The sequence below is a fragment of the Xanthomonas arboricola pv. guizotiae genome (assembly GCF_002940205.1).
GTDB classification, from domain to species: Bacteria; Pseudomonadota; Gammaproteobacteria; order Xanthomonadales; family Xanthomonadaceae; genus Xanthomonas; species Xanthomonas arboricola_C.
Window position 1 is genome coordinate 18,264 of record NZ_MDSK01000002.1, and the last position, 25,680, is coordinate 43,943.

The following is a 25,680-nucleotide window of genomic DNA, read 5'->3' on the forward strand; positions in this document are numbered from 1 at the left end:
GGTGCAGGTGCTACGTGGAAACGCTGTTGCCGTCATGTGCGTCGGGCGCAACGCCGATGGCGCGTGTTGCCGACCGTGGCTAGTGATAGACCGCGTTTTGGGCTCTGTCAAGTAGGTGTGAAGTGTGTGCGGAGATCCTCGTATTGCCTGCGGATAGATCACCAATTCCGTGTTGCGCTGCATCCTGCGATGCAGAGCAGCATGCGCAGATCCTGCAACAGGCGCCGGCCATGACGGCCGACGCCTGTTGTGGGTCACCCGGATGCATCGCTTATTTCGGCAACGGCGAACGCCCCGAGATCGAGAACGCTGCGGCCTCGCCAGCCGCACCGGTGCCAGGCTGGCCACCGCCGACAAACAACGTGTAATCGCCGGCTTCCACCGCACGCTGCCCGGTGCGATCCACATCGCTCAGCGCGCGCGCATCCAGGGTGAAGCGCAGCGTGCGCTGCTCGCCGGGCTTCAGATGCACACGCTGAAAGCCGACCAGGCTGCGCAACGGAGACTGCGGGCGATCTGGATATTGCAGATACACCTGCGCCACTTCGTCGCCGGCACGCGTGCCGGTATTGCGCACGGTGGTGGTCACCTGCAACGGACTGCCGGCTTGCAGGGTTGCAGTGGACAGCTGCGGCGCGCCGTAGGCAAAGCTGGTGTAGCTCAAGCCGTAGCCGAACGGAAACAGCGGCTCGCCCTTGAAGTAGCGGTAGGTGCGGCCCTTCATGTCGTAGCTGACGTAGGGCGGCAGGTCCTTGGTGGAGCGATAGAACGTCACCGGCAGGCGCCCGCCGGGATTGTCGTCGCCGGCCAGCATGCGCGCGATCGCGGTGCCGCCGGACTGGCCCGGATACCACGCCGCCACGATCGTATCGGCATGCGTCTTGGCCCAGTTCAAGGCCACCGCGCTGCCGCTCATCAGCACCACCACCAGCGGCTTGCCGGAGGCCTTGGCACGTTCCAGCAGCGCCTGCTGCGGGGCGGGCAGGGCGATGTCGTTGCGGTCGCCACCGTCGAAGCCGGGCACATCGATGCGCAGCTCCTCGCCTTCCACATCCGGCGACAGGCCGACGAAGGCCACCACCGCATCGGCCTGCGCCACCGCCTGCTCGGCCTCGGCCAGTTGCGCGGCCGCCGGTGCCAGCCACTCCAGGCGCACGCCCTGGTCCTGGCCACGGTGTTCCATCTCCAGGCGGATTTTGCGCGGGCGGGTGTCGTCGAAGTGCAGCACGGTTTCCACGCTGCGGCCGTCGGCGTTGTGCATGCCGGCCGGCACGTGCTTGTCTTCGGCATTGCCGGCGACCACCAGCTTGTCGTCGATGTACAGCCGCACCGGGTCGTGGCCGGCGCAGTCGAAGCAGCGCGCCACCCGTACCGCCAGCGTGTAGTCGCCCGCGCTAGGCGGCAACAACTCGCCGCTCCAGCGCACCGCGTAGCGATCGGCCGGCACGCCCTTTGCGGGGGCGACCTGATCCCAGTTGAAACTCACCGTGCGGTCCTGCCGCACCACGCGCGGCGCACCGTCCAGCTCGACAGTGTCGAAATATTCGCCACGCAATCCCGGCTTGCCGTCGCTGCGCAGCGCGGTTTCCGGAATCATGCCTGGCACGCCGGCGGCCAATGGCGCGCCTTGCGCGTAACGCACCTGCTGCGCACCGAAGCGCTGGCGCAGGCCGAGCAAGGGCGTCACCGGCGCGGACGAGGTGCCTTGATAATTGGCTTCCAGCGCCGCCAGCGCATCGGCATTGGGGCCAATCACCGCCAGCCGCGTGCCGGTCTTCAGCGGCAAGGTGTTGGCCTGGTTCTTGAGCAATACGATCGATTCGGCAGCGGCCTTCAGCGCCAGCGCACGGTTGGCGGCGTTATCGATATCCTTGGCACCGAGCTTTGCATACGGATCCTTGCGCGGTGCTTCCAGTTCGCCCAGGCGATAACGCGCGGCGAACAGGCGCACCAGCGATTGGTCCAGCAAGGCTTCGTCCACTTCGCCGCGTTCGATCGCGGTGCCGAGTTCGCGATAGGCGTGCCCGCAATTGAGATCGTGCCCGGCCTTGAGCGAAGCGGCCGAGGAGCCGGCGTTGTCGGGACGGAAGTAATGGAACTGGGTCATGTCGTCCACCGCATCGCAGTCGGACACCACAAAGCCCTTGAAGCCCCAGTCGCCACGCACGCGGCCGTTGAGCAACCAGTCGGCCGCGCAGGCCGGCGTGCCGTGCAGCGAGTTGTAGGCGCACATCACCGAGCCGGCCTGGCCGTCGATCAGGGCGGCGCGGAAGGCGGGCGTATAGGTCGCTTCCACGTCGCGCGGCGACACGTCCACATCGAAGCTGTGCCGGCCCGGCTCCGGGCCGCTGTGCACGGCGATGTGCTTGGGCGTGGCGATGGTGCGCGGGTGATCCAGGTCATCGCCCTGCAAGCCGCGGATGAAGCCCACCGCCAATTGCCCGGTGAGGAAGGGATCCTCGCCGTAGGTTTCCATGCCACGGCCCCAGCGCGGATCGCGGAAGATATTGATGTTGGGCGACCAGATGGTCAGGCCCGCGTAGCGCTTGTGATCCTTGCCCGGTCCGCCGGCCTGATTGAACTTGGCGCGCGCCTCGGTCGACACCACCGTGCCCACCTGCTGCATCAACGCGGTGTTCCAGCTGGCGGCCAGGCCGATCGATTGCGGAAACACCGTGGCGTAGCCATTGCGTGCGATGCCATGCAGGCCTTCGCTCCACCATTCGTAGGCGGGGATGCGCAGGCGCGGAATCGCCGGCGCATCGTTCATCGCCTGCGCGACTTTTTCCTCGCGACTCATCTGCGCGACCAGCGCGGCGGCGCGCTGGTCGGGCGTGCTGCTGCGGTCGGCGGGCGCGGAGAGTGCGATACAGGGCAGGCCAAGGCTCAGGCCCAGTGCCATGGCAAGACGCGAGACAAACACGGAAGACATCGATTCACTCCTGCGCAGCGGTGATGTCCGCCGGCGTTGTTCTGGTGTTGCCGCAGGGCTGCGGCGGGGGTAGAGGATCTGGCATGGCGATGTCATGCCTGCGATACGGTGTGGTGGTTACTGCTGCTGCGGCGGGTCGTCATCCACCCCTGTGGGCACCTTCTCCAGCCAGCGGGAGAAGGGCATCCAACGCGGGCGAGGGCATGTGTGTGAGGGGAAGGACACGCATGTAGGAGAGGGCAGGCATGACAGGAGATCACGTCCTACTCCCCGCGTACGCTAGATGCCATGCGAGGGAGACGCGCACGCATGGCCGCACATCACGTCCTTCTTCCGCCTGGCGGGAGAAGGTGCCCGAAGGGCGGATGAGGGCCGTCTTGCAGCTCATCTCGCCGCCGCTGGCTCCGGCGGCGCGCCGGCCAGCGTGCTCGCCAGATCGCGCACCTGCAGCGTGGACTGCAGCTGCGCCAGCGCCGCCTTGCTGCGCACGCGCACGGTCAACGGCTCGCCCGGCAACAGGTCGAACGCGTTGTCCGACAGCGTGGCATCCACATCGCCGAACGATAGCCAGACCTCGCGCGCCAGCGCGGTGCTGGACAGCGTCAGCGCGTAGCCATCGCCATCGGCGCGCCACTGGCTGTCGATCTTGGCGGCCGGCAACGCCAGCTGCTTGGCGGGCGCGAAGAACACCACCTCGCGCGACAGCAGCTTGTCGCCGTCGAACAACTCGAACACCGCGTAGCTGCGCTTGGGATCGGCGCTGCCCAGCAACTGCTTGTCGCTGAAGTTGCCCACCTGCAGGCTGCTGAGCGGTTTGATGGTGGCCTTTTCCTCGCGCTTGCCCAGCAGCTTGCCGTCCATGTTCATCACCCGCATGCGCCAACGCGCCGCCAGCGGGGTGGTGCGATCGGAGACCAGCGACACCTCGGTCTGGCCCTTGTCGTTACGCAATGCGGCGATCAGCTCCGGCGCGTAGAAGCGGCGGGCGTGGTAGTGCAGCGCCTTCCAGCGGCCGTAGTAGTCCACGCTGGACCACGACGCACCCGGCCACACATCGTTGAGCTGCCAGTACAACGAGCCCATCGATTGCGGGCGCGAGGCGCGCAGATGCGAGGCGGCCAGGTTGATGCCTTCGGCCTGCATCAGCTGGCTCAGGTAGACGAAGCTCTCGAAGTCCTTGGGCTCGCCGAATTCGCGCCGGATGTACAGCATCAGCCGCTTGTTGCCGTTGCCCTTGTCGAACTTCTGATGCACGCGCATCACCGGCGATTCCGGATCCATGTCGCCGGGTTCGGCGAACGCGCGCACGGTGCGCATGTCCGGGAACGACTGCAGGCCGTATTCGGACATGAAGCGCGGGGTGACGTTGAGGTATTCGGTCACCGGCAGCGCGGGGCCGCCCCAGACCTTCCAGTAATGCATGTCGCCATCGTTGGCCTGGTCGGCGGCGCCGTCGAAGTTGGTGCCCGGCGAGGTGGACCAGTACGGCACGTCGTTGTCGTAGGTGGCCACCACTTCGCGGAACACCGTGCCGAACAAGGTGGTCATGCCGCGCTCGATGCGGCTGCGTTCCTCCGGGTCCACCGACTGCTTGAACTTGACCCGGTCGCCCCAGTTTTCCCAGCCGGTCTGCACTTCGTTGTTGCCGCACCACAGCACGATGCTGGGGTGGTCGCGCAGGCGCTTGACCTGTTCGATCGCCTCCTGCCGGGTGTTCTCGCGGAACTCCACCTCGTACGGCGGCACCGCGCCGCCGAACATGAAGTCCTGCCAGATCATGATGCCCAGCTCGTCGGCCACCTCGTAGAAATGGTCGTCCTGGTAATGCCCGCCGCCCCACATGCGCAGCATGTTCATATTGGCATCGCGCGCATCCTGCAAGGTGCTGCGCATGCGCTCGGGGCTCACACGTGCGGGGAACGCATCCAGCGGGATCAGGTTGGCCCCCTTGGCGAAGATCGGGATGCCGTTGATCACGATCTCCATGCTCTTGCCGTACTTATCTTTCTCGCGGCGCAGCTCCACCGAGCGCAGGCCGGTGACCCGCTTGATCTGCTGGCTTTCGCCGTCGGCATCGCGCACACTGGCCACGAAGGTGTAGCGGTCCTGCGCGCCGTAGCCGGACGGGAACCAGCGCTTGGGCTTGGCGATACGCACGGCCAGATCGATACGGTTCTGGCCGGGATCGACCACCGCGTCCTGGGTGAACTGGCCCACCTTCTGCCCATCCGGGCCCAGCACATCCAGCGTCACCTGCACCGGGCCGCTGCGGCCGGCCTGCAGTTCCAGCTGCGCCTGCAATTGCGCGCTGTCGGCGTCCACGCGTTGCTGGGCGATATGCAGCCCGTCCACACGCACCGCATCCCAGGCTTCCATGCGCACGTCTTTCCAGATGCCGGCGTTGACCATGCGCGGGCCCCAGTCCCAACCGAAGTTGTACGGCGCCTTGCGCACATAGGTGGAGCTGTGGCGGGACTCGGGTTCGTCGCCGAAGGCCGAATCGTAGGCGCCCGGCAGCGCGTACGGCTGCTTGGCCAGCCACGGCTGGATCTTCTTGATCGGCGAGAACAGCTTGACCTCGAGCACATTGTCGCCGCGCTTGAGCAGGGATTTGGCATCCACGCGCCACTGCCGGAACATGTTGTCGGCGCTGAGCAGTTTCTTGCCGTTGAGGGTGACTTCGGCAAACGTATCCAGGCCGTCGAACACCAGCTCGACATGTTCGCGCTTGAGCGTGGCCGCATCCACGTTGAAACGGGTCTGGTACTGCCAATCGCTCAGGCCGGCCCACTGGATCTTGCCTTCGTTGTCGCGATAGAACGGGTCGGGCACGATCTTGGCGGCGATCAGATCGGTCTGCACCGCGCCCGGCACCTGCGCCGGCAACCATGCCGCTGCTTTCGGATACGTCCTGGCCTGCTCCTGGCCCGGCACCAGCCGCACCTGCCAGCCGGTATCCAGCGTCACCGCCGTGGGCGGCGCGGCCCAGGCCTGCGAGATGGCAACGGCCAGGGCAAGCCCGAGACGGGCGGGGGCAGGAACAAAACGATGACGGGACAGGGGCATGCGTGACTCTCCTTGGATGGCTCAGCGCGTGGCGGCGGGGGGCGCCTGCGCGGTGGTTTCAATCAGTTGGACGGCGCCGATGGCATACAACGGGCCACGGATCGGCGCGGTGAAGCGCAGGCACAGATCGTGGATGCCGGTGCGTGCAGGCAGTGCGGTTTCCAGCGTGAATTGCTCGCCCAGCGTGGCGCTGTCGGGCAATTGCACGCTGGCGATCAGTTCGCCCTCGCAGCCCTGGCGCACTTCCAGCTCGCCGCGGCGCGTCTTGGCCGGGTACTGCACCACCTTGGATTGTTCGTGGGCCAGGCCGAAGTTGTTCGGCAGGCGTGCGGCCTCGATCCGGATCGCGCCGACGCCATCCAGGCGCGCCTGCGGATACAGCCGGCAGGCATGGAACAGGTCGACGTTGTAGACCGGCGTGTCGGCAGCGGTCAGTTCCGGCAGCAGCGGCAGGCGCAGGCCGAGCGCACCGGTGTCCCCGCAATCGCGCAGGCCCTGGGTGTCCACGCGCAACAAGCCGGCGCGATCGAAGCTGCGGCTGCGCGTGGCCGCCAGCGGCGTGCCGTTGGCAGCGAACGCAGTGGCCTTGACCGTGGTCGGCAGCTGGATCGTAAACGGCGCCTCGTAGCGCGGCGATGCCGGCGTGGGCTCGCTGCCGTCGATGGTGTAGTGCAGCGTGCCCGCACCGGTCTGCGTGCTCAGCGCCACCTTGGCCGGCCCGCCGGCCAGCACCGGGTTGGGGCCGCTTTCCAGGGCGATATCGGCGGCGAAGGCGCCGTCGCTGTAGTCGATGCCCAGCGCCTTGTAGCGCTGCAGCTGCGCCGGCAGGCGCGCCAGGAAATCCTTCCAGTTGCGTGCAGCCATCGGCGACCAGGTCACTTCGGCGATGGCGGACAGACGCGGGAACAGCGCGTGATCCACATGCCAGCGCGAGGGAATGTATTCGGACCACAACGCGCCTTGCGCGCCGAGTACATGCGTGGCTTGCTCGGCGGTCAGTGTGTCGGGCACCGGGTCGAAGGCGTAGACCTTGGACAACGGCAGTACGGTCAGGCGACCGTTGGGTTCGTCGCTGCGCGTGGTCTGCAGGTTGTCCAGGTACAGCCAGTCGCCCGGTGCCAGCACCACATCGTGGCCTTGCCTGGCGGCGGTCACCGCACCTTCGGTGCCGCGCCACGACATCACCGAGGCACTGGCCGGCACGCCGCCTTCGAGGATTTCGTCCCAGCCGATCATGCGCCGGCCGTGCTGTGTGAGGTAGGCCGCAAGCTGTTCGTTGAACCAGCCCTGCATCGCATGCGCGTCCTTGACCCCGAGCTTGCGCATCTGCGCGCGCACCGCGGGCGAGGCTTCCCACTGATCCTTGACCGCCTCGTCGCCACCGATATGGATATACGCCGACGGGAACAAGGTCAGCACCTCGTCCAGCACGTTGGTGATGAAGCCCAGGCTGCGTTCGCTGGTGTTGAACAGGTACGGGTTGACGCCCCAGTCCACACCTACCTGCGTGCGCTGGCCGGGCACGCCGACTTCTTCCGGATACGCCGCCACCGCGGCCTGCGCATGCCCGGGCATGTCCAGCTCGGGCAGCACGGTGATGTGCAGGCGCGCCGCATAGGCGACGATTTCGCTGATCTGCTGCTGCGTATAGAAACCGCCATAGCGCTCGGGCGTGCCGTGCTGGCCGGCGCCGGGCGGGGTGCGCCAGGCACCGACCTCGGTGAGCTTGGGATAGCGCTTGATCTCGATGCGCCAGCCCTGGTCGTCGGTGAGATGCCAATGCAGCACATTGAGCTTGTGCGCGGCCATCGCGTCCAGCACATGCTTGACGGTGTCCACGTCGTGGAAGTGGCGGGCCACATCCAGATGCTGGCCGCGCCAGCCAAAGCGCGGCCAGTCGCGGATCGCCACCGCCGGTACGGTGACATCGCCCTTGCCCGCATCCGGCGTCATCAATTGCCAGGCGCTGATCGCGCCATAGAACAGGCCGGCACCATCGCGCGCGGTGATGCGGATGCCGTTGCCGTCCACATCCAGGCTATAGCCTTCCTTGTGTGCCACCGGCGCCTGCGCTGTGCGCTCCAGGCGGATGCTGTGCGGCGAGGCGCTGGTTTCGGTGCGCACTTCCAGGGTCAGGCCGCGGGTGCGTTGCAACAGGCTGGCCAGCGACTCGGCGCTACGTCGCACTTCGGCGTTGCCGGTGGGGATGGAGATCACCGTGCCGGTGCCGACGCGGAAACTGCCGGTGCCGCGCCTGGCTTCGGCCGGGGCGGGAATCAGCGGCAGCGGTGCGCTGGTCGCAGGCAGTGTCGCGGTGTTGCCGGGGTTGGCCGCAGCCGGTGCGGTCGCTGCATCGCGTTGGACGCAGCCCGCCAACGCCAGCGCCGTCAGCGCCATCGCAAGCAGGCGCGAGGAGCGTCCGTGCGATGACAGCAGGCGCGACGACAGGCTGCGCAACGACGGCCTGGATAACGGTGAGCGCAGGCTCGGTGCGGAGTTCGACATCATGCAATCACATCCCGGTATGGCGGGGGAGATACGGCAGCCCCGCACAGTAGCAAAGCCGTGCCGGATCGCGCAGGGACTGGCGCACGCTTCGTCGGGGTGCGCGGTGCGCGGTGCGCGGTGTGTGGTGTCGCGTAGCGACCGCGCTCCGCACGGCGTGGTGCAGGACGGGCGCGGGCAGTGCACGCATCGGCATGCAGTGGACGCATTCCGATGCGACCACCGACCGCGCCCGTTGTGTGGTGCAACAGTGCGATGACGTGGTCAGCGCTGCGCGGTCGGCAACTCGTCCCACACCTTCGGGTCTTCGGCGCCCAGCACCCAGCAGCTGAAGCCTTCCAGGCCGTACTGCTTCACCAAATCGTAGCGTGCCTTGAAGCTGCGCGCATCCGGGCGGAACACCCACTCGCGCATGTCGTCGCGGTAGAAGTAGAACCACGATTCCTGCTCGACCGGATCCCATTGCACGGTGGCGTTCTGCTCGATCGCCAGCGGGAACGATTCGTCGGCATCGATGTAGGTGGCCGAGATGTTCGACGCCTCGGTGCCGTCTTCCTTGACCGGGTTACCGGTGTACCAGCGGTAGCCGTAGGTGGCGATGCCGAGCGAGAGCTTGTCCTTCGGCACCTGGGTGATCGCGTAATCCAGGTGCTTCTTCATCCACACCATGCCGTCGACCGGGCCCGGCGTGGTCCAGCGGGTGTGCTGGTCGTAGGTCATGATGCTGACCAGGTCCGCGGCCTGGCCCAGCGCCTTGAGGTCGTACGCGCCGCGCCAGTATTCCCACATCCACTTGGAGAACTGGCCGCCTTCGGCATGGCCCGGGGCATTGGGCACCACCGCCACCGACATCTTGAAGCCGGCCTTGTGCAGCGCATCGGCGGTCTGCTTGACCATCAGCGTGTAGGCGTCGCGGTCGGTCCAGGCGATGTTCTCGAAATCGAACTGGAAGCCGTAGTACTTGTGCTGCTTGCCGTGGATCAGCAGCGATTCGATCATGCGCTTCTTGGCGGCTTCGTCGTGCATCAGCTTGTGGAAGCCGTCGCGCCCGGTGGTCATCGACAGGATCGGCATCACCCGCAGGTTCTTCTGCTTGGCGATGTCGTACAGGTACATGTTGGGCGTGCCGTTGACCAGGCCGTTCTGGTCGACGCCGTACCAGGTCGGCACCACCACGTCGATCTTGTCGATATTGGCCAGGAACGAGTTGGTCGATTTCTGCGTGTTCATCAGATAGAACAACGCCGTGGGGGTTTTGGCCAGGGCCGGCGCGCACAGCAGCGCCAGCGCCAGCAGGATCCAGGTCAATCGCTTGCTCATGAAAACAGCATCCGTCAGGGAGTGGAGGAAGAAGAAAGATCGATGCGCAGCACGTAGGCGTGCTCGCCGACCGGCTTGGCAGGCAGGCTCAGATGCAGGCCGTCGGCCTGCTGCTCGAACGGCACCTTCTTGCCGTTGGCCAGCAGCGTCACGCCGCGCACGCCGTCGGCCGGTGTCAGCGAGCGGATCACCGCCTTGCCACCGGCCGGCCAGCCGAGTTCGATCGCATACAGCGCGCCATCGCGGGTGGTGAAGCGGAAATCTTCGGCCGTGTAGGGCTTGGTCTTGACGTCCTGGAAGGTGCCGCCGACCACCTCGGTCGGGCCTTCGCCGTACACGCGCCACGGCTTGCTGTCGTAGATCGCGCCGCCGTTGGTCTTGAGCCACTTGCCGATCGCCAGCAGGATGCCGCGCTCGGTCTCCGGGATCGAGCCATCGGCACGCGGGCCGATGTTGAGCATCAGGTTGCCGTTCTTGGCCACCACATCGGCCAGCATATGGATGATGAAGGTCGGCGACTTGTAGGTGTCGTTCTCGATGTAGCCCCACGACGCATTACTCACCGAAGTGTCGGTCTGCCAATGGGTGGGATGGATGCCGGTGAGCTGGCCGCGCTCGATGTCCAGCGTGCCGGCCCCTTCCGGAAACGCGCCCAGCTTGTAGTTCACCACCACGCCGCGATCGGCTTCGGTGCGCGCCGCGCCCTGGTTGTAGTAGTAGGCCAGCATGGTCGGCAGGCTGCTGCGGAAGGTGGGGTGGGCAATCCACCAATCGAAATAGATCAGGTCCGGCTGATAGGTGTCGATCAGCTCGGTGGTACGCGCCAGCCAGTCGTCCAGCCAGGCCTGCGACACCGGCGTCCAGTCGTTGGCCACATCGGCATCGTCCTTGCCCGGCAGGCGCACCTGCGCCGGGCCGTACAGCGCGGCATAGCGCGGGTCGTTGACGTCCGAATCGAAGGTGCGCCCACCATCGAAGAACCAGTTGTGCTCGGCGCGGTGCGACGACAAACCGAAGTGCAATCCCTGCGCGCGGATCGACTTGGATAATTCGCCCAGCAGATCGCGCTTGGGCCCCATCTTGACCGCGGTCCAGTCCGACAATCTGGAGTCGTACAGCGCAAAGCCGTCGTGGTGTTCGGCCACCGGCACCACATAGCGCGCGCCGGATTGCCGGAACAGCTTGGCCCAGCCATTCGGATCGAACTTGGGCGCGGTGAATTTCGGAATCAGATCCTTGTAGCCGCTGGTCGCCTGCGGTCCGTAGGTCGCCACGTGATGGGCGAATTCCTTGGAGCCTTGCAGATACATGTTGCGCGAATACCACTCGCTGCCGAACGCCGGCACCGAGAACACGCCCCAGTGGATGAAGATGCCGAACTTGGCATTGTCGTACCACGCCGGCGATTCATAGGCCTTGAGTGCAGCCCAGTCGGGGCGGAACGGACCCTTGCGTGCGCCGGCCTCGGCTTCGCGCACCAGGCGCTCGCGCTCGGGTGCGTATTTGGCGGTGGCGCTGAGCCACTGCTGATCGATCTGTTCCGGGCTGAGCGTGGTGGCGGTAGCCGCGGTAGGCGATTGCGCGCTGAGCGTGGCAGCAGGCAACGCGAGCAGCAGACCGAGCGCGAGCATTCGCGTTCTGGGTGCAGCTCCGGCGTGGCGGCGGGATGGAGCCGCGGGGCGGCTATCGGTCGTCATGGGAACTGCACTCCTTCAAGCGAGACGTGTCGGTTGCAGCGCAGCCGGCACGTGGATGGCAAAAGCGGGCCTGGCCATGCTCCCTCGACAGTGAAGGGGCGTGGCCAGTACCACTCCTTGGTACAACATCGAGCGGTGCGCTGCATGCAACGCACCGCTCAAAAAAAACGCGCCACCGTGGAGGGTCGGTGGCGCGCCGGTGCTACATCAGAACTTGAAGTTCAGCTGGGCCTGATAACCGCGGCCGTTCTTGTAGAACGCCGTGGGGGTATCACGGGTGTTGCTGAAGACCCGATAGGTGGAATCGAGCAGGTTGGTCGCGCCGAAGGTGATGCCCATGTAATCGGTAATCTGATACGAGGCATTCAGATCCAACTGCTTGTAGGCATCCGCAAAGTCACGCGATGACAGTCGACCGATCTGGGTGAAGTACTTGGAGCGGTAGCTGTAGTTCACACGCACCGTCCAGTCGCCGTGCTCCCAGTACGGGATCACGTTGTAGGTATCGCGCGACAGGTACGGCAGGTTCAAGTCGGAGCTGGATTCAGACTCGGCAAACGTGTAGTTGGCCTGCAAACCAAAACCGAGACCGAAAGACTGCTGGTAATTGACTGCCACGCCTTTGACCTTGGCATCTGACACGTTGACCGGTGAGTTGACCTCATACAAGCCTGGTTGAGCCGGCGGACCCGGATTCAACTGCTGAGTCGTGGTGACGTTGACGATGTAGGAGCTGATGTCACGGTAGAACACTTCGCCAGACAGCATGCTGGAAGGCGCGAAGTACCACTCTGCAGCAATGTCGTAGTTGGTGGATTCATAAGGCTTTAGGTCGGGGTTGCCGCCGCCAGCAGTGAGGTTGCCTGAACCGCCATTGCCGTTATTGATGGTGAAAGTGCCGGCCAGGTCGGAATACCGCGGCCGCGCAATAACTTTGGCTGCCGAGAAGCGCAGCACTGCATCGTCAGTAATGTCGTAGGCGAGGTTGAAGCTTGGCAGCGCCTTGCGATAGCTATTTGTCTCGGCAACACGATCGAAGCTACTACCGGCATTGTTGCTTTGCCAGTACTCCGACTTGTCGCTGGTATCCACCAAACGTACACCGACGTTACCGCGCCACTTGCCGGTCTCGTAGTTCAACTGCGTGTAGAAATTCTGGGTGATTTCCTTGACCTGGAAAGACGCGCCGAAATCGGTGGTGTACGGACCCTGCGGCTGTGAGAGCAAGTAACGACGAACCGCCTCGAGGTTTGCAGTCGGCCACGTGGTCAAATCGCCGCTTGCGCCCAGGCCGTCGTACAGGCTGCTGGGCGTGGTGCCTGGATTGAACTGCGTCAACGACACTGGGTCTGTGGTGTTGATGCGGTTGCCGCGCGCGTCTACACCGTTGTTGTGGTTGATGTACTTGTAGCCAAACTGCAGCTTGGTGAACGGACCCCATTCCAGGTCTCGGGCCGCATCCCACTGGAAGTACTTCTCATCGTCCTTGCTCTTCTGGTAGGCGATACCGCCCGCCTGCATGATGCCGGTACTTGTGCCAGGAAGGTTGCCTTGCTGTCCCGGAGCTAAGCCTGCGGGATTGCCGGGCAGCGTCCAGTTGGCCGCGCCGCCGTTGTCATAGTTGACTGCAGTGTTCTGACCATTGAACGCGTAGTTGTAGCCACCGTCCTGCATCAGGAACTTCATCAGGTATTCGGGGTCCTTGCCACCGGTTGCCTCGGTGTAGCCACCCTGAGTGGTGAACACCCACTTCTCGCCCGACCAGTCGTGACGCAGGTTCAGGCTCTTGGTGGTAACGGTGCTCTCTCGGTAATTAGCGTCCAATTGCGCATACGGCTGTGCCAGTCCGCCATCAGAAACTGTTGCAGAGGTAACGACGCCATTCTGGACATTCGCCTGAGTCACCAGCCTCAGGTTATTGATGCTGTCTCCAGAACCGTCAGCGGCCGGCGATCCACACGCAGGACACATGTAACGCGACTGGCTGAAGTTGTTGTACTTGCCCTTGATGTACAGGCCGGTCAGGTTGAATTCGTTCTGCTCGTTCGGCTTCCACTGCAACGCGCCCTGCACGCCGCTGCGTTCGCGGGTCTGCTGGAAGAATGCGCTGTTGATGCCGGCCGGTACACGGGCGGTGGCGACATCGCCGCCGTCGCCGGTGATGGTGGCGCTGGCGGGAATGTTGGCGCCGGTGGTGTAGCCGAAGTATTCGATACCGGCGCGTGCCAGGTCCTGCTTGTCATGCGTGGCGGAGATCAACGCGCCGAAGGTCTCGTCGTCGTTCTTCCAGCTCCACAGCGCCGAGCCGCGCGGATTGCCTTCTTCCGAACGGTCGTTGTAGTTGTAGCCGACCGAGCCGCGGATGGTGTTCTTGGGCAGGTCCAGCGGCTTGCGGGTATGCACGATCACGGTACCGCCGATCGAGCCTTCGTCGATGCGCGCTTCCGGGGTCTTGTAGACCTCCATCAGGCCGATGATTTCCGGCGACAGCAGGGTGTAGTTGAAGGTACGGCCGCTGGTGTCGGTCGGGTTGCCGCCCCAGTCGCCCGAGGCGATGGTCTGGCCATTGAGCAGCACGCGGTTCAAGGCCGGGTCGGTGCCGTTGATGCTGACCTTCTCGCCTTCGCCGAACTGGCGGTCGACGCTGATGCCCGGCAGGTGCGACAGCGATTCGGCCGCATTGATGTCCGGGAACTTGCCGATGTCTTCGGCGCTGATCGCATCGACGATCGAGTTGGCCGAGCGCTTGACCGCCTGGCTCTTCTCCAGCGACGCGCGGTAGCCGGTGACGGTGATCGTGTCCAATTCGGTGGTGGCAGATGGCGTGGTGCCAGCCGCTGCTGGTTGTTCTTGTCCGGCAGCCATTGCAGAGCCGGAGCAGTACAGGGCGGCGGTGATACAGAGTGCTAACGTCGTGGTGCGGCTGTGCATGGCTAAACCTCGTTGGTTAGTGCTGTGAGCGCGCCGCCTCCGTAGAGACGTCACGCGCTCGGCGTGGCCGGCAAAACAACACGCCCTGACCGATCGCGGTGATCGCACTGGCACGCGTCGCAAGAGGCGGGCCCGGGTGATTCGCGTGGTAGAGGAGGTGTCCCCCGTGTGGTGAAGCGGTAGAGCGAGTGCGACTTCAGCGAGTCGGACATCGGGTGATGTTCCGCTCACGAATCTGGAATGCACCGGCGAGGGAGTAGCGCGTTCCTGAGTACCGAACAGTCCATGGCCCCCTGCCAGAAACCCCGATTTGGACCGAGTCTCGCGTAGCGCTGACAGCGTTGTCAACACATCGTCACAGATCTCTGAAGCGGTTGCGATTGCGCTGCAATGCAGCATTTCTCGACGATGGCACGCACTGCGCCGATACGGCTGCGCAATGCGCCATCGGCGGCTCACCAACGCGACCAGCTGTTTCCATGGCGAATCGCGCCTGGGCACACGACGGGCGCCATTTTGTGCTGAAATCGCTGCCGCAAGTGCGGAATTCGAGTGGATGATGAAATCGACGGCATCCTGTTTAAATCGTGATCGCCACGGTTGCGTTACACGGCGATTACTGACAACGTTGTCTACCCCGTTACCGTTCGTCGGACAACGGGCATGACGCCAGCCCGCGGCCACTTATCAGGAGAATGCGTGAGCGCAAGCAGTCCAATGGAAGCGGTGGCCTTTCCGCGCCCCGACACCTTCGTTGCCGCAGACGTGGGGGGGACGCATGTGCGTCTGGCGCTGGTGTGCGAAGGCGTCGACCCACGCCAGCCGGTCACGGTGCTGGACTACCGCAAGTACCGGTGCGCCGACTACCCGGGCCTGGCCGAGATCATGGCCGCGTTCTTTGCGGAGCTGGGCTGCGCGCCGGTGCAGCGTGGCGTCATCGCCAGCGCCGGCTATGCGCTGGAAGACGGCAGCGTGATCACCGCCAACTTGCCGTGGGTGCTGGCGCCTGAGCAGATCCGCCGCCAGCTCGGTATGCAGGCGCTGCATCTGGTCAACGATTTCGAAGCGGTCGCGCATGCGGCCAATTACATGGCGGGCAATCAGGTCATGCAGTTGTCCGGCCCGCCGCAGGGCGCGCCGGGTCCGGCGCTGATATTGGGCCCCGGCACCGGCCTGGGCGCGGCGTTGTGGATTCCCAACGGTGCCAACCCGGTGGTGCTGCCGACCGAGGCCGGCCACGCCGCGCTTGCTGCCGCCAGCGATCTGGAAGTGGCCTTGCTGCAGGAGCTGCGTCGCACCCGCACGCACGTGGCCACCGAGCATCTGCTCTCCGGCCCGGGCCTGTTGAATCTCTACACCGCCCTGGCCGCGCTGCGGGGTGTGCCGGCGCTGCATGCCAGCCCGGCCGATGTCACTGCTGCCGCACTGGCTGGCGAGGACATGCTGGCCCGCGATGCGCTACAGGCGTTCTGCGGCTTCATGGGCAGCGTGGTCGGCGACATGATGCTGCTCTATGGCGTGCGCAGCGGTGTCTATCTGGCGGGTGGATTCCTGCCGCAGATCGCCGCATTCGTGGGCGCAAGCGATTTCGTCGTACGTCTGCTCGACAAGGGCGCATTGCGTCCGGCGCTGGAGCAGGTGCCGGTGAGCATCGTCGAGCACGGCCAGCTCGGCGTGATCGGCGCGGCCAGCTGGTTCCTGCAGCACGGCCGCTGAGCCGCGCGCATCCCCAGGCGCAGCAAGCCGGCTGCACCAAACCGATCAACTCCACATCCCCGTAGGAGCGCACCCGGGCGCGACGGGCGTTCCCGATAAAGCCCCGTCGCGCCCAGGTGCGCTCCTACGAGTCAGCGCAGGCTGGACGAGGCTGTCAACGCAACACGCAACGGACGACGCGATGCCGGCAGATTCCGCATCCCCGTACCGTAGGAGCGCACCCGGGCGCGACGGGGCATTGCCGATAAGGCCTGGTCGCGCCCAGGTGCGCTCCTACGAGTCAGCGCGGGCTAGACGAGGCTGTCAACGCAACACGCAACGGACGACGCGAAGCCGGCAGATTCCGCATCCCCGTACCGTAGGAGCGCACCCGGGCGCGACGGGGCATTGCCGATAAGGCCTGGTCGCGCCCAGGTGCGCTCCTACGATGTCGTGGCGCTATAGGTCGCCGAACCGCGACTGCAGTGCAGCAATCGCCGCCAGCCCCGCCGTTTCGGTGCGCAAAATGCGCGGCCCCAGTTGCAGGCCGCTGAAGCCGGCCTCGGCGAGGCTGGCGCGATCGCGCGGCGACCAGCCGCCTTCCGGGCCGATCGCCACGATTACATGCGGTTGCGCGTCCACCGCCAGGCTACCCAGGCGATGCGCGCCGTGCGGGTCCAGCGTCAGCCGTAGCGCCTGCGGGTCGCTGGCCCGCGCCGCGTCCTGCAGGCCGTGCGGCGCAGCGACCGTGGGAATGCGTGCACGCCCGGACTGCTCGCACGCCGAGACCACCACGCTGCGCCAATGCGCCAGGCGTTTTTCCATGCGCGCCGGATCCAGCTTGACTTCGGTGCGCTCGGCGTTGACCGGCACGACCGCCGTCACCCCCAGCTCGGTGGCCTTCTGCAGGATCAGATCCATCTTCTCGCCGCGCGCGATGCCCTGGAGCAGGGTGATCGACAACGGCGATTCGTTGCGCAACGGCTCGACACGTTCCACCCATGCGCGCGCCTCGCGTTTGCCGGCCAGGGTGATGCGCGCGTGGTAGTCGCTGCCGTCGCCGTTGAACAGCACGCAGGCATCGCCCTCGCGCAGTCGCAGCACACGCAGCAGGTGGCTGGCCGACGCTTCCGGCAGCGTCACCTCCTGCTCGCAGTGCAGCGGCAGTGCGACATGGGAGCGGGTCAGGCGCATGCAACGGCCTCCTCGATGGCGTGGCGGGTGGTCGCAGCCAGCAGCGCAAGTTGCGCCTCGTCCACGCAATACGGTGGCATCCAGTACAGCACGTCGCCGAGCGGGCGCAGCACCACGCCCTTGTCGAGTGCGGCGCGATACGCCTTCAGACCCACCCGCGCCGCAGACGGAAACGGCGTGCGCTTGTCGCCGCCCTGCGTGAGTTCGAACGCCACGATCATGCCGGCCTGGCGCACGTCCGCCACCGCGGGGTGTTCGCCGATCTGCGCAGCCAGCGCGCTCATGTGCGCGGCGGTGCGCTGGTTGCGCGCAATCACATCGTCGTCCGCAAAGATCTGCAGGGTCGCCAGCGCGGCGGCGCATGCCAGCGGATTGCCGGTGTAGCTATGCGAATGCAGGAACGCGCGTTCGCGCGAGTCGTCCAGGAACGCCTCGTACAGCTGCTGCGTGGCCAGCACCGCCGACAGCGGCAGGAATCCGCCGGTCAGCCCCTTGGACAGGCACAACAGGTCGGGCATGATCCCGGCCTGTTCGCAGGCGAACAGGCTGCCGGTGCGACCGAAGCCGGTGGCGATCTCGTCGGCGATCAGGAACGCGCCATGCGCGTCGCACAGTTCGCGTGCGCGGCGCAGATAGGCCGGGTGATACATGCGCATGCCGCCTGCGCACTGCACGCGCGGCTCCAGGATCAGCGCGCAGATTTCGCCGGGCGAGCGTTCGAACACCGCCTGCAGCGCATCGGCCGCCTGCAGCGCGTAGTCTTCCGCGCTCTGTCCGGGCTCGACCAGGTAGGCATCGGGCGAGGGCGCAAAGATCGACTCCAGCAGCAACGGCGCATACACGCGCCGATACAGCGGGATGTCGCCGACCGACAGCGCGCCGATGGTCTCGCCGTGGTAGCCGTTTTCCAGCGCGACGAAACGCGTGCGGCGGTGCTCGCCGCGGTTATGGAAATAATGGAAGGCCATCTTCAAGGCCACTTCCACGCCGGCCGAACCATTGTCGGCGTAGAACACCTTGGACAACGGCGCGCGGCCGGCCTGGCGCGGCGCGATCGCCAACAGGCGCTCGGCCAGCCGCACGGCGGGCGCATGGGTGAAGCCGGCCAGCATCACCTGCTCCAGTTCGCCAGCCTGGCGCGCGATGGCCGCGCCGATGCGCGGTTCGCTATGGCCGAACAGGTTGGTCCACCAACTGCTGACCGCGTCCAGGTAGTGGCGACCGTCGTGGCCGATCAGCCACGCACCGTCGCCACGCGCGATCGGTACCAGCGGAAGTGTGTGCGGGTGCTCGCGCATCTGCGTGCAGGGGTGCCACAGCACCTCGAGATCGCGCTGCCGCCAATGTTCGTCAGCTTGAGAGGCTGCCGGGTCTGCTAGGATTTCGGGCTCATGAACATGTCGATGCATACGCCTATTCTATCGGTCGGCTCCGCCGCTGCGTGCGACGCATGAGCCCGCGCCTGCCGACCATCCACAAGATCACCGATCTGGGCGACGGGCCGTTCCGTCGCCAGCAGCTGGATCTGGAATTTTCCAACGGCGAGCGTCGCCTTTACGAGCGCCAGCTCAGCCAGGGCCATGGCGCGGTGGTGGTGGTTCCCATGCTCGACGCGCAGACCGTATTGCTGGTGCGCGAATACGCCGCCGGCGTGCATCGCTACGAGCTGGGTCTGGTCAAGGGCCGCATCGATGCCGGCGAAACGCCGGAACAGGCCGCCGACCGCGAACTCAAGGAAGAGGCCGGGTACGGCGCGCGCCAGCTGCAGGTGCTGCGCGCGATGACGCTCGCTCCTACTTATATGAGTCACCAATCTTGGTTGGTGCTGGCACGCGACCTCTATCCCGGGCGCCTGGTAGGCGACGAGCCGGAAGAGATGGAGGTGGTGCCCTGGCCGATCGCCCGTCTGGACGAATTGATGCTGCGCGAAGATTTTTCCGAAGGCCGTTCGCTGGCCGCCTTGTTCATTGCGCGCGAGTGGCTGGAGCGCAACCCATGATCCGCATCCCCATGGAACTGCGCGAAACCGTGATCGCCATCGCCCGCGAGGCGGGTGCGGCGATCATGGAGGTCTATGCGCAGGATTTTGCGGTGGAGCTTAAGGACGACGCCAGCCCGCTGACCCAGGCCGATCTTGCCGCCAACCGTGTCATCGTCGAGGGCTTGCGCCGGGTCACCCCGGACGTGCCGGTGCTGTCGGAAGAATCCGCGCACGTGGCCTGGGAAGACCGTCAGTTCTGGACCAGCTACTGGCTGGTCGACCCGCTCGACGGCACCCGCGAATTCGTCAAGCGCAACGGCGAGTTCAGCGTCAACATCGCCCTGATCCATATGGGCGCACCGGTACTCGGCGTGGTGCAGGCGCCGGTCGATGGCCGGGTCTGGTACGCCGCACGGGGCGAGAACGCCTACCGCCGCGATGGCGACCGCGACGAGATGCTGCACACGCGCACGCCGGCGGCCACGCCGCTGCGGGTCGCGGCCAGTCGCTCGCATCGCGACGCGCGCACCGCCGCCGCGCTGGCGCGCATGGGCGAGATCGATGTGGTCGCGCAAGGCTCGTCGTTGAAGTTCTGCCGCATCGCCGAAGGCGACCTGGACGTGTATCCGCGCTTCGGCCCCACCTCCGAGTGGGACACCGCAGCAGGCCAATGCGTGCTGCACGCCGCCGGCGGTGTGCTGCTGGCCGGCGGCACCGGCAAACCGTTCCGTTACAACCGCCGCGACACCTTGCTCAATGGCGATTTCATCGCGCTGGGCGATCCCAATCTGCCGTGGCGCAGCTGGCTGGTGTGAGCACTGCCGACCGCCGCTTGCGCGCTCGCCGGTTGGATCCGGCAGTTGCGCGCAATCCCGATGCAGTCATGTCCAATGCGGTCCCTGCCCATCGCCTGCCGCCAGGTGACGCGGCACGTGCCTGCGGCATCGCCCGGGCACGCCACTCAACTGCACCACACCTGCCAGGAACACACCATGTCTCAGTCCCCGCCGACCGGCGACCTCCAGCGCCTGCTGCAGCTGATGGCGCGCCTGCGCGATCGTGAGCACGGCTGTCCGTGGGATGTGGAGCAGACCTTCGCCAGCATCGCGCCGTACACCATCGAAGAAGCCTACGAAGTCGCCGACGCCATCGATCGCAATGACCTGCCGGCCCTGCGCGACGAGCTGGGCGACCTTCTCCTGCAGGTGGTGTTCCACGCGCAGATGGCCGCCGAGCAGGGCGCGTTCGGATTCGCCGACGTGGTCGCCACGCTCAGCGACAAGCTGGTGCGTCGCCACCCGCACGTGTTTGCCGAGCAACGTGCCGACGATGCGCAGGCGGTGAGCGCCAACTGGGAGCAGATCAAGCGCGACGAACGTCGCGCGGCCGGCCATCAGGATGACTCCGCACTTGCCGGCATCGCCCGCGGCCTGCCGGAATGGCAACGCTCCACCAAGCTGCAGGCGCGTGCGGCGCGGGTCGGCTTCGATTGGCCCGGCCCGGGCCCGGTGCTGGAAAAGTTGCAGGAAGAAATCGAGGAGCTGCGCGTGGAGTTCGCGCGTGGCCCGGTCGCCGACAACCAGGCGCGGCTGGAAGACGAACTCGGCGATGTGTTGTTCGTCTGCGCCAACCTGGCGCGCCACGCCAGGGTCGACGTGGGTGCGGCGCTGCGCCACGCCAATCTCAAGTTCGAGCGCCGCTTTCGCGCGATGGAAGCGCAGGCACAGGCGGACGGCACCCCCCTGGGCGTGCTGTCGCTGCAGCAACAGGAGGCGCTGTGGCAGCAGGTCAAGCGCGGCGAACGCGGCCATGGTCCGTCTGCTCCCGGCCAGTCGGCTGCCGCGACGGCGGCCATCGATGCGCCTGTGGTCGATCGGGCGCACGACATCCCGGACCTGCCGCAGGCTGACGGTGGCAAGCAGGGCGTCGACAAGCCAGGCCGCGTATGAGTCTCGCACCGACCACGCTATTGCTGTTCGCGGCCACCGCCGTCGCCGAGCTGGTCGGTTGCTACCTGCCTTATCTGTGGCTGCGGAAGGGCGACAGCATCTGGTTGCTGCTGCCGACGGCGCTGAGCCTGGCCATTTTCGTATGGTTGTTGAGCCTGCATCCCGATGCCAGTGGGCGCGTGTATGCCGCCTATGGCGGGGTGTATATCGCCAGTGCGCTGCTGTGGCTGTGGTGGGTGGACGGGGTGACGCCGACGCGTTGGGATCTGCTGGGCGCAGCCTGCTGCCTGCTCGGCATGGCGATCATCATGTTCTCGCCGCGCGGCGCCTGAGCGCGCCTTTTTACCGACGGCTGCGCGTTGCGGCGAGCTGCGCAACGCCGACACGCTGCCCGAGGTAGTCAGCCACAGCGCCGCATGCAGGGTCGCGGCCGCCGTCGCCGAAGCTGGGGCGCGCAGTGGGGACAGGTGGCGCTAGGGCATACTCAAGCCAAGGATCGACTCGTCATCGCAAGGGGCTGCTCATGTTTCCGACTTCTTTCTTGGCCATCGCCGTTCTGGTCGCTGGCGTGATCGTGCTGTTCAAGACCGTGCGCATGGTGCCGCAGGGCTTTCAGTGGACGGTGGAGCGCTTCGGCCGCTACACCCACACCATGAGTCCGGGTCTGCACTTTCTGGTGCCGGTGGTCTACGGCGTGGGGCGCAAGATCAACATGATGGAGCAGGTGCTCGACGTCCCCAGCCAGGACGTCATCACCAAGGACAACGCGGTGGTGCGCGTGGATGGCGTGGTGTTCTTCCAGGTGCTCGATGCCGCCAAGGCCGCCTATGAGGTCTCCAACCTGGAGATCGCCTCGATCGCGCTGGTGCAGACCAACATCCGCACCGTGATCGGCTCGATGGATCTGGACGAATCGCTGAGCCAGCGCGAGACCATCAATGCGCAGCTGCTCAGCGTGGTCGACCAGGCCACCAATCCCTGGGGCATCAAGGTCACCCGCATCGAGATCCGCGACATCCAGCCGCCGCGCGACCTGATCGACTCGATGGCGCGGCAGATGAAGGCCGAGCGCGAGAAGCGCGCGCAGATCCTCGAAGCCGAGGGCTCGCGCCAGTCGGAAATCCTGCGCGCCGAAGGCGAGAAGCAGGCCGCCGTGCTCGAAGCCGAAGGCCGCAAGGAAGCCGCGTTCCGCGATGCCGAGGCGCGCGAGCGTCTGGCCGAGGCCGAAGCCAAGGCCACCCAGATGGTCTCCGATGCGATCGCCAACGGCAGCGTGCAGGCGATCAATTACTTCGTCGCGCAGAAGTATGTGGAAGCGTTCAAGGCGCTGGCCACCGCGCCCAACCAGAAGTTCGTGCTGATGCCGATGGAATCCAGCGGCGTCATCGGCTCGATCGCCGGCATCGCCGAGCTGGCCAAGGAGGCGCTGAACAAACCCGAGGCGAGCCATGTGCGGGTGCCGCCGATGCCGCCGCGCGCGGGAGGCTGAGCCATGCATTGGGACGTGGTGGCCTGGGCGGTGCTGGCGTTGCTGTTGATTGCTGCCGAGACGCTGGTGCCCGGCGCGTTCCTGCTGTGGATGGGCATTGCCGCCGCAGCCGTGTGCGTGCTGGTGCTCGCGCTGCCGGGCATGTCGCTGCTGCTGCAGATCGTCGCCTTCGTGCTGCTGAGTTTCGTGTCGGTGCAGGTGTATCGCAGCTGGTTTCGCGGCAAGGGCCGGCAGAGCGATCGGCCCCTGCTCAACCGACGTGCCGAGCAGTTGATCGGCCGCTGCGTGGTGCTCGAGCAGGCGATCCACCAGGGACGTGGCCGTGCCAAGGTCGACGACGCGTTCTGGGTGGTCAGCGGCCCGGATCTTGCGGCCGGCACACCGGTGCGTATCGTCGGTGTCGATGGCATGACCTTGCAGGTGCAGGCGGCCGGTTGATCGGGCAGGGCACGCGTCGTGCCCATGCAGCGATGCTGCAGCGCGGCGCGATAGGGCGCGGCCAGGTCCAGGTGTCGGCGGCGCGTTGCCGCATCGCCTGCGCCGTTTCCCCAGGCACGGCCGGGCGGCGATAATGGTCCTCTTTCCCTTGGACCGGTGCGCATGACCCAGAAGACCATCCTCAACGACACCCATCGTGCGCTCGGCGCCAAGATGGTCGACTTCGGCGGTTGGGACATGCCGATCCATTACGGCTCGCAGCTGGACGAGCACCACCAGGTGCGTCGCGACGCCGGCATGTTCGATGTCAGCCACATGACCGTGGTCGACCTGCACGGTGCACGCGTGCGCGCGTTCCTGCGCTACCTGCTGGCCAACTCGGTGGACAAGCTCAAGGTCTCCGGCAAGGCGCTGTACACCTGCATGCTCAACCCGCAGGGCGGGGTGATCGATGATCTGATCGTCTACTTCCTGCGCGAGGACTTCTTCCGCCTGGTGGTCAACGCCGCCACCCGCGAAAAGGACCTGCAGTGGATCGGCGAACAGGCCGCAGCCTTCCAGGTGCGCGTGGAAGAGCGCGGCGACTTTGCGATGATCGCCGTGCAAGGGCCCAACGCGCGCGCCAAGGTGATCGAACTGGTGGATCCGGCCGATACCGTAGCGGCGAGCAAGCTCGGCCGCTTCGCTGCGCTGCAGACGCGTTCGCGCGATGGCGTGGAGCTGTTCCTTGCGCGTACCGGCTACACCGGCGAAGACGGTTTCGAAATCGTGTTGCCGCAGCAGGCGGCGGTAGCGTTCTGGAATGCGCTGCTCGCGCAAGGCGTCAAGCCGGCCGGTCTGGGCGCGCGCGACACCCTGCGTCTGGAGGCCGGCATGAATCTCTACGGCCAGGACATGGACGACACCGTCAGTCCGTACGAGGCTGCGCTGGCCTGGACGATCGCCCTGGACGAGGGCCGCGACTTCATCGGTCGCGCCGTGCTCGAGTCGCAAAAGGCGCAGGGCGCACCGCGTCAGCTGATCGGCGTGGTGATGGACGAGAAGGGCGTGCTGCGGCATGGCCAGACCGTGCTCAGCGCCGGCGGCGAAGGCGAGATCCTGTCCGGCACCTTCTCGCCCACGCTCGGCAAGGCGATCGCGTTCGCGCGCGTGCCGGCCGGCAGCATCGACGCGCTGCGCGTGGACATCCGTGGCAAGCAGGTGCCGTTGCGCGCGTGAAGTTTCCGTTCGTGCGCGATGGCCAGGCGCAGCCCGGCATCCTCGGCGAATGAGTCGGGCCGCTGCCGGGCGTGCAAACGTCCGGCAGCGCGCAGCATCCGTCGCCGTCCACCCGCCGACACGCGCGTGCACCTGTGTTGTCGTGCGGTCTAAACTAGCCACCTGTCCCCAACCCATCAGTTTCCCCGGAGCACACCCATGAGCGAGATCCCTGGCGACCTCAAGTTCCTCAAATCCCACGAGTGGGCCCGCGTCGAAAGCAGCGGCCGCGTGACTGTCGGCATTTCCGACCACGCGCAGGGCTTGCTGGGCGACCTGGTCTACGTCGAACTGCCGGGCGTCGGCGACACCGTGCAGGTCGGCAATGGCGCTGCGGTGGTGGAATCGGTCAAGGCTGCCTCCGACGTCTACAGCCCGGTCAGCGGTACCGTCGTCGAGGTCAACAGCGCACTCAGCGACAAGCCGGAGACCATCAACGAAGATGCCTACGGCGAAGGCTGGATCTTCGTGGTCGAACTCGACGACAAGGAAGAGCTCAACGACCTGCTGTCGCCGGACGACTATGCCGAGCTGCTGGAAGACGACGCGCACTGAGCTCGCCTCGCTCGTTGCAGATCCGGATGGCCGCTCGTTGGAGCGGCCATTTTTTTGCCTGCGTGGCGGTGGCCGCGCGCCGATCCCGCCTGCCGATGGCGTGCGTCCTGCCGATCTGCGCGCGACCGACCGGCGCCGGCTGTCGCGCGCAGTCGAAGCCTTTCCCGATGTTCGACGACCGTGCACTCGCCAGCGGCACGCGCGCGCGACATCGTCGAACGCGACGCGACTGTCGTGGTGTCGGATTTCTGACGTGAGCCGGTCGTGAGGAGATGGCGTGCAGCCGGTGAAAAAACATCCGCCGCATCGCGTGCGTCCTAGCTCGGAGACAGTGCGCAACGCATGCCGTTGGTAGTGCATGCGGGTGCATGCATGGGTCGAAAAACGCGCGACAAGTTTGCGCATTTTTGCTTGTGCGAGGCCTTGGGCAAGCTTGGTCGATAAAAAATTTTCAGCTGGCGGACAGGCGGCGCGCGCTGCAGCGAGCGGGGGGGCGTCGCTGCGTCGCTGCGGTGGGCGATAGCGTGCGTGTCTGCATCGCTAAAAAAAAACAGCACAAAAGCAGTGCTTTTTTGCAGACGGCGTTGCACGGCTGCATGCCAAGGGCAGCTGCGCGCGCCATCGCGCGGCGTCTTTGGAGCCGTCCGACGGGACGCGTGGCGACGAGGCGT

16 protein-coding genes and 1 pseudogene are annotated in these 25,680 nt (G+C 66.1%); 9 read left to right on the forward strand and 8 right to left on the reverse strand.

Features of this window, described 5'->3' with window-relative positions:
• Positions 1 to 271: 271 nt before the first annotated feature.
• The 6 genes from XarbCFBP7408_RS01670 to XarbCFBP7408_RS01695 form a co-directional block, all read right to left on the reverse strand.
• On the reverse strand, positions 272 to 2,932 hold the full coding sequence (locus tag XarbCFBP7408_RS01670; RefSeq protein WP_104560813.1) for a glycoside hydrolase family 3 C-terminal domain-containing protein: 2,661 nt from the start codon (positions 2,930 to 2,932) through the stop codon (positions 272 to 274).
• A gap of 384 nt (positions 2,933 to 3,316) precedes the next feature.
• Positions 3,317 to 5,998, reverse strand: coding sequence for a beta-mannosidase (locus XarbCFBP7408_RS01675; protein ID WP_181106805.1), 2,682 nt, complete (start codon positions 5,996 to 5,998; stop codon positions 3,317 to 3,319).
• A gap of 21 nt (positions 5,999 to 6,019) precedes the next feature.
• Positions 6,020 to 8,395 carry a family 20 glycosylhydrolase gene (locus tag XarbCFBP7408_RS01680; protein WP_258071986.1) on the reverse strand — a complete coding sequence of 792 codons (2,376 nt, stop codon included), beginning with the start codon at positions 8,393 to 8,395 and terminating at the stop codon, positions 6,020 to 6,022.
• A 372-nt stretch (positions 8,396 to 8,767) separates the two neighbouring features.
• Positions 8,768 to 9,823 carry a glycosyl hydrolase family 18 protein gene (locus XarbCFBP7408_RS01685; RefSeq protein ID WP_104560817.1) on the reverse strand — a complete coding sequence of 352 codons (1,056 nt, stop codon included), beginning with the start codon at positions 9,821 to 9,823 and terminating at the stop codon, positions 8,768 to 8,770.
• Positions 9,824 to 9,837: 14 nt separating this feature from the next.
• Positions 9,838 to 11,520 (reverse strand): alpha-L-fucosidase, encoded by a 1,683-nt coding sequence (locus tag XarbCFBP7408_RS01690; protein WP_104560819.1) that lies wholly within the window; start codon positions 11,518 to 11,520, stop codon positions 9,838 to 9,840.
• A 207-nt stretch (positions 11,521 to 11,727) separates the two neighbouring features.
• Positions 11,728 to 14,451 carry a TonB-dependent receptor gene (locus tag XarbCFBP7408_RS01695; protein WP_104560821.1) on the reverse strand — a complete coding sequence of 908 codons (2,724 nt, stop codon included), beginning with the start codon at positions 14,449 to 14,451 and terminating at the stop codon, positions 11,728 to 11,730.
• A gap of 717 nt (positions 14,452 to 15,168) precedes the next feature.
• On the opposite strand from XarbCFBP7408_RS01695, the gene XarbCFBP7408_RS01700 reads away from it, so the two are divergent.
• Positions 15,169 to 16,167 carry a glucokinase family protein gene (locus XarbCFBP7408_RS01700; RefSeq protein ID WP_181106817.1) on the forward strand — a complete coding sequence of 333 codons (999 nt, stop codon included), beginning with the start codon at positions 15,169 to 15,171 and terminating at the stop codon, positions 16,165 to 16,167.
• Positions 16,168 to 16,605: 438 nt separating this feature from the next.
• Here the strand turns inward: XarbCFBP7408_RS01700 and XarbCFBP7408_RS01705 are convergent, their stop codons facing one another.
• Together XarbCFBP7408_RS01705 and bioA are read right to left on the reverse strand one after the other, a co-directional pair.
• The gene (locus tag XarbCFBP7408_RS01705; RefSeq protein WP_104560825.1) at positions 16,606 to 17,340 is read right to left on the reverse strand and encodes a 16S rRNA (uracil(1498)-N(3))-methyltransferase; all 735 of its coding nucleotides are present in this window, start codon (positions 17,338 to 17,340) and stop codon (positions 16,606 to 16,608) included.
• Entirely contained in the window at positions 17,331 to 18,749 is a 1,419-nt protein-coding gene (gene bioA / locus XarbCFBP7408_RS01710; RefSeq protein ID WP_104560827.1) for an adenosylmethionine--8-amino-7-oxononanoate transaminase, read from the reverse strand. The genes XarbCFBP7408_RS01705 and bioA overlap by 10 nt, the downstream gene beginning before the upstream one ends.
• A gap of 41 nt (positions 18,750 to 18,790) precedes the next feature.
• Here bioA and nudE point away from each other — a divergent pair, with 41 nt between their 5' ends.
• The 8 genes and pseudogenes from nudE to gcvH all read left to right on the forward strand — a co-directional run bounded on the left by nudE (position 18,791) and on the right by gcvH (position 25,009).
• Positions 18,791 to 19,339, forward strand: coding sequence for an ADP compounds hydrolase NudE (nudE, locus tag XarbCFBP7408_RS01715; RefSeq protein ID WP_181106807.1), 549 nt, complete (start codon positions 18,791 to 18,793; stop codon positions 19,337 to 19,339).
• Positions 19,336 to 20,136, forward strand: coding sequence for a 3'(2'),5'-bisphosphate nucleotidase CysQ (gene cysQ, locus XarbCFBP7408_RS01720; protein WP_104560831.1), 801 nt, complete (start codon positions 19,336 to 19,338; stop codon positions 20,134 to 20,136). The genes nudE and cysQ overlap by 4 nt, the downstream gene beginning before the upstream one ends.
• A gap of 177 nt (positions 20,137 to 20,313) precedes the next feature.
• Positions 20,314 to 21,270, forward strand: coding sequence for a nucleoside triphosphate pyrophosphohydrolase (mazG, locus tag XarbCFBP7408_RS01725; protein ID WP_258071974.1), 957 nt, complete (start codon positions 20,314 to 20,316; stop codon positions 21,268 to 21,270).
• Positions 21,267 to 21,602, forward strand: a complete 336-nt coding sequence (locus XarbCFBP7408_RS01730; RefSeq protein ID WP_104560833.1) for a YnfA family protein — start codon at positions 21,267 to 21,269, stop codon at positions 21,600 to 21,602. Before mazG ends, XarbCFBP7408_RS01730 begins: the two co-directional genes overlap by 4 nt.
• 191 nt (positions 21,603 to 21,793) lie before the next feature.
• A complete protein-coding gene (locus XarbCFBP7408_RS01735) occupies positions 21,794 to 22,759 on the forward strand; it encodes an SPFH domain-containing protein (RefSeq protein WP_104560835.1) in 966 nt (321 codons plus the stop codon).
• A 3-nt stretch (positions 22,760 to 22,762) separates the two neighbouring features.
• Positions 22,763 to 23,197 carry an NfeD family protein gene (locus XarbCFBP7408_RS01740; RefSeq protein ID WP_104560837.1) on the forward strand — a complete coding sequence of 145 codons (435 nt, stop codon included), beginning with the start codon at positions 22,763 to 22,765 and terminating at the stop codon, positions 23,195 to 23,197.
• A 162-nt stretch (positions 23,198 to 23,359) separates the two neighbouring features.
• Positions 23,360 to 24,468: pseudogene (gene gcvT, locus XarbCFBP7408_RS01745) on the forward strand (glycine cleavage system aminomethyltransferase GcvT).
• Positions 24,469 to 24,613: 145 nt separating this feature from the next.
• A complete protein-coding gene (gcvH, locus tag XarbCFBP7408_RS01750; protein WP_046343750.1) occupies positions 24,614 to 25,009 on the forward strand; it encodes a glycine cleavage system protein GcvH in 396 nt (131 codons plus the stop codon).
• Positions 25,010 to 25,680: the final 671 nt, after the last annotated feature.